General features: G+C 69.0%; 4 protein-coding genes. 2 read left to right on the top strand and 2 right to left on the bottom strand.

The genetic code is table 11. The annotated features are described in order from the left end of the window. Positions 1–132: 132 nt before the first annotated feature. Together ACWCOV_RS41405 and ACWCOV_RS41400 are read right to left on the bottom strand one after the other, a co-directional pair. A complete protein-coding gene (locus tag ACWCOV_RS41405; protein WP_449834862.1) occupies positions 133–1,110 on the bottom strand; it encodes a TAXI family TRAP transporter solute-binding subunit in 978 nt (325 codons plus the stop codon). Further along, positions 1,107–3,131 carry a TRAP transporter permease gene (locus tag ACWCOV_RS41400; RefSeq protein ID WP_449834861.1) on the bottom strand — a complete coding sequence of 675 codons (2,025 nt, stop codon included), beginning with the start codon at positions 3,129–3,131 and terminating at the stop codon, positions 1,107–1,109. The genes ACWCOV_RS41405 and ACWCOV_RS41400 overlap by 4 nt, the downstream gene beginning before the upstream one ends. A gap of 118 nt (positions 3,132–3,249) precedes the next feature. Here ACWCOV_RS41400 and ACWCOV_RS41395 point away from each other — a divergent pair, with 118 nt between their 5' ends. Beyond that, positions 3,250–3,915: a response regulator transcription factor gene (locus ACWCOV_RS41395; protein ID WP_360473910.1), complete on the top strand. Its 666-nt coding sequence runs from the start codon at positions 3,250–3,252 to the stop codon at positions 3,913–3,915. 3 nt (positions 3,916–3,918) lie between these two features. Then, positions 3,919–5,317: sensor histidine kinase (locus ACWCOV_RS41390; protein ID WP_449834860.1), on the top strand; the 1,399-nt coding region annotated here is incomplete at its 3' end.

Genomic DNA, 5,317 nt, shown 5'->3' with positions numbered 1-5,317 from the left:
CGGTCTGCCTGCTCTCACTGCACCTGGTTGTGAGAGCCGGCTCGGTCCCGCCTTCGCTGCGCCTGGTTTGCGAGGGTGGGACCTCTGCGTCCTCCCCCGCTGCGCCTGGTATGCGGGGGAGGACGGTCCGGTTTACTTCAACCCGTCGATCGCCTTCTTCGCGCCCGGGTGCACCGGCACCGGGTCGGTCTGGTCGGCGTTCGCGATCTCGATGCCCTTGGCCGCCGCGTTCACCGCGACCAGAGCCTCCTTGTTCTCGTAGATGACCTTGGTGAGCTGCTCGGCCAGGTCGTCCTTCATGTTCTTGCGGACCAGCAGCACGTTCGGCACGACGATGGTCTCGACGTCGGCCGGCTGCTTGTACGTCGCCGCCGGGATCGGCGCCTGGCTGTAGACCGGGCCGTACTTCTCCTGCATCTTCGGCAGCAGGTCGACGATCGGGATCAGCTTCACGTTCTTGCCCATGCTCGTGGTCAGGTCGGTGATGCCGCCGGTCGGCAGGCCGCCGGACCAGACCAGCGCGTCGATCGAGCCGGACTTCATCGCGTCCACCGACTCCGGCAGGCCGAGCCGCTGCGCGGTGACGTCCTTGGCCGGGTCCAGGCCGGCCGCCTCGAGCAGCCGCCGGGCGATCACCTCGGTGCCCGAGTTCGGTGATCCGGTCGAGACGCGCTTGCCCTTGAGGTCGGCGATCGAGTTGATGTTGGCCGACGTACGCACGGCGACCTGTGTGTAGTTGTTGTAGAGCCGGGTCAGCGCCACGACGTCCTGCGGCTTCTGGAAGCTGTTCACGCCCTTCACCGCGTCGGCCGCGGTGTCGCCGAGTGAGAACGCGATGTCGTAGTTCCCCGCGACCAGGCCCTGCACGTTCTGCACCGAGGCGCCGGTCTCGCTCGCCGTCGCGCGGTAGCCGGAGACCTTCTGCGAGATCAGTGACGCCAGCGCGCCGCCGAGCTGGTAGTAGACGCCGGTGGTGTTGCCGGTGGCAATGGTCAGCCGGCCGCCGTCGGCCGAGCCGGATCCGGAGGGTTCTCGCTGGCCGCCGCAGGCGACCAGCGAGACCGATGCGGCGAGCGCCACCAGGGCGGCAGGGAGGCGACGGATTCTCATGAAGCGACGGATCCTTCCGTTGGTCCAGCCTGACGCGAGCGCCGGATCAGGTTGATGACGACGGCAACAAGTAGCAAACAGATTCCGGCCGTGATGGTTACGGGCGCGAGATAAAGCAGCAGTACGGCGGCCGGCACGCAGATGGCCCGCTCGAGCCAGCCGGTCTGCACGACGATCCAGCCACCGGTCACCACCGCGAGCGCCGCGACGGCCAGCATCGAGACCGCCAGCGTCCACAGCATGCCGACGAAGGCGCCCTGGCCGAGCAGGTGCGCGCCGTTGTCGGTGAGCACGAACGCGAACGGCACCAGGAACGCGGGCAGCGTGTACTTCCACGCCTGCCACATCGTCGGCATCACCTTGCCGCCGGTGATGGCGGACGTCGCCACCGCGGCCAGCGCTGTCGGCGGCGACACCTCCGACAGCACCGCGTAATAGAAGATGAACATGTACGCCTCGGGCTGCGTCACCCCGAGTTGCACCAGCGCCGGCGCGATGATCACCGCGGCGATGATGAACGACGCGGTCACCGGCACCGCGAGGCCGAGGATCAGGACGGCGAACGCGGACAGCACCACGGTCAGGATCAGCACCACGGTGTGGTTGTCGGTCAGCCCGCGGGCCGCGCCGACGATGATCTCGGCCAGGTTCAGCCCGAGCCCGGTCTGCGTGGTGACCGCGACGATCACGCCGGCGGTCGCACAGGTGGCCGCCACCGGCAGCACCGAACGGGTGCCCTGGGCAAGCGCCTTGAACAGCGGCTTCGCGGTCAGCCGGTGCTCGCGGTCCAGGAACGAGAGTGCGAACTGGATGACCACCGCGTAGACCACGGCCTTGAACGGCGGCACGTCGACCGCCATGAAGCCGATGATCACGAACAACGACAGGAAGTGGTACCCGAACCGCAGCAGCAGCCGCAGGGCGGAGTCCTGCGACGTCTCCGCCGACTTCGTCCCGTGCCGGCGGGCGTCGATCTCGATCGCGAGCAGGATGCCCAGGTAGTACAGGATGGTCGGGATGACGGCGTACCCGAGGACCGTCAGGTAGGACACCTGCAGGAACTCGGCGATGATGAACGCCGCCGCGCCAAGAGTCGGCGGCGACAGGATCGCGCCGATGCCGGAGGCCGCCAGCATGCCGCCGGCCGGTTCGGGCGGGTACCCGGCCCGCCGCAGGATCGGCCACGAGACCGTGCCGAGCGAGACGGCGGTCGCCGTACCCGAACCGGAGACGCTGCCCAGCAGGAAGCCGGCCAGCGTGACCGTGCGGCCGGGCGCCGTACGGCTGCGCTTGAAGGCGGCGAACGACAGGTCGATGAAGAACTTGCCGGCGCCGGAGTAGTCCAGTACGGCGCCGTAGATCGTGAACAGCACGATGTAGCTGGCTGCCACGGCCAACGGCGTCCCGTAGAACCCGGCCGTGCCCATGGTGAACTGCGCGATGATCGCGTCGAAGTTGAAGCCCTGGTGCGCGAGCGACCAGGTGTAGGGCAGGTAGCCGCCGTAGTACGCATACGCGATGAACAGCACGCTGAAGGCCGGCAGGACCCACCCGGTCGTCCGGCGGCACGCCTCGAGCAGAAGAAGTAGTAGCAGTGCGCCGACCACCACGTCGAGAGCCGTCGGCGCCTGCCGGCGTTCCAGGTAACCGTCGAAGTCGAGCAGTGGGTAGACGCAGACCGCGAACGCGACCGCGGCCAGGATCCAGTCGGAGATCCCGGGGTCGTCGTGCGACCGGTTCTTGAACGGGTTGAGGAACGGCGGGACCTTCCAGCCCCGGTAACACAGCAGCGTGATCGGCAGAACGGCTGCGAGAAAGATCACCAGGTAAAACTGGGTGCCTTGTGGTAGTGGGAAGAACACCTGCAGCAACACGCCGACGCTGACGATTGCGCACCAGACCGAAATCACCAGGTCCAGGGCAGGCCGAAGCCGCCGAGCGGGCCGTTCCTGCTCGTACTCGGCGAGTTCTTCGTCGGAGGGCGCGACCGAGCCGCCCCCCGTACCGATACCGACAGTCATCTACCGGTTCCTTCCTGTGCCCGGAAGGCTAATGTTGCCGAACACTGCGTGGAGTCGCGTGATTACGTCTTTACCAAGATCTGACACACATGAGCGTCTCCTGGCCTACGATCACCGCATGAGTGGCGCGGTCAGGATCTTGTTGGTCGAGGACGATCTCGATATCGCGAATGCCCTGATACCCGCGTTGCGGCGTTACGGCCTGATGGTGACGCACGTCCGGACGGCCGCGGACGCCCTCGCGGCGGACCCCGGCGACCTGGTCCTGCTGGACCTCGGCCTGCCGGACGGGGACGGTATCAACGTGTGCCGGCAGATCCGCACGGTGTCGGATGTGCCGGTGATCGCGGTGACCGCGCGCGGCGAGGCGGCCGACCGGGTCAGGGGGTTGCGCAGCGGCGCCGACGACTACGTGGTGAAACCGTTCGCGATATCCGAGCTGCTGGCCCGCATCGATGCTGTACTTCGTCGTACCGGCCTCTTGCAGCCCCGCCCCCGGGTGACCGTCGGCGACCTGACCGTGGACATCGAGGCCCGGACCGTCCAGGTCGCGGACAAGCCCATCGCCCTGACCCGCAAGGAGTTCGACGTGCTAGCTGTGCTGGCCGCCCACCACGGCCGGGTGGTCCCGCGCGAACAGGTCGCCCTGTACGCGTGGCAGTCCGTCTTCGAGGCCTCGTCGCGCACCATGGACGTGCACGTCGCCAGCCTGCGCGCCAAGCTCGGCCGGCCCGAGCTGGTCCAGACCATCCGCGGTGTCGGTTACCGCCTGGGTTCGGACTGACCGTTGCGCCGTCGCCTGCTGCAGTCGCTCGTGCCGATGGTGGTCGTGCTCGCCATCGTCGCCGCCGTACCGCTGGCCAACTACATCGCCACCAGTACGTCGCGGACGCTGTTCCTGTCCCGCAGCAACGACGCGGACTGGTTCGCCACGATGGCCGAGTCGCCGCTGCAGTCCGGTGACATCGCCAACCTGCGTGAGCTGGCCGTCCGCTACCACGAGCTGTACAACACGCCGGTGTTCGTCGTGGACGTCGACCGCAAGGTCGTGGCCACGTCCCGCTCCGGTGTGATCGTGGACGAGCCCGACCTCAAGATCGCCCTCGACAGCACCCTGGCCGGCCGGCTGCCCGCCGAGCCGCCGGCGCTGTTCCCGTGGCGCACCGGCGAGATGGTGGTCGCCCGCCCGGTCGTCAACAACGGCCGCGTGCTCGGCGCCGCCGTACTGCGGGTGCCGACCGAGAAGGCCCGCGACCAGGTGGAGAGCGGCCTGCTGCTGCTCCTCGGCGGCCTGCTGATCAGCATCGGCGCGATCGTCATCGGCATTGTCCGGCCGATCACCCGCTGGGTGCTGCGGCCGCTGAACGACCTGGACAACGCGACCCACCAGATCACCCGCGGCGCGCTCGACACCCGGGTGTCCACCGACGGCCGCGCACCCGAGCTCCGCCGGCTCGGCGACAGCTTCAACTCGATGGCGCTCAGCCTGCACCAGGCCCGCCAGCGCGAGCGCGAGTTCGTCGCCGACGCGTCGCACCAGCTCCGCACGCCGCTCACCTCGGCCCGGATCCACATCGAGGGCCTGTCCCGGCTGTCGCCGACGGCGCGGTTCGCGCTCAGCGACATCGACCGGCTCGGCCGGATCGTCCAGCGGCTGTCCCGGCTGGCCGGCTCGGACCGCCCCGGAGCCGATGCCGACGGCAACAGCGAGGAGCCGCTGGACCTTGCGCAGGCGGTCAAGGAACGACTGGTCGGCTGGAAGGCCGTGTACGCCGCCGACGACCTGGAGCTGATCATCGGCGAGATGGTGCCGGGTGGTGTCGCGCCGGAGCTCGAGGTGGACGACATCCTCGACGTGCTGCTCGACAACGCCTCCAAGTACGGCGCTCCGCCGGTCGAGGTGTCGGTGACCCGGGACGGCACCGAGGTGGTCATGTCGGTCCGTGACCACGGCCTCGGGCTCGGGTCGCGCGACCTGAAGAAGGTCGGCGAGCGGTTCTGGCGCAGCGCGCACCACCGGGAGATGCCGGGCACCGGCCTGGGACTGGCGATCGTCCGGTCCGAGGCGGCCCGGGTCGGCGGCCGCGTGGTCGCCCGGCCGCCGATCGGCGGCGGCCTGGTGATCGAGGTCCCTGGTCCAGCAGCGGGTGGTTCGGCAGGTACGGCGCCAGGTGCTCAGCGACCGC

Source organism: Kribbella sp. NPDC002412 (assembly GCF_053592935.1).
The sequence above is the reverse complement of the archived record's forward strand: the minus strand, read 5'-3'. Positions and strand labels throughout refer to the sequence as shown.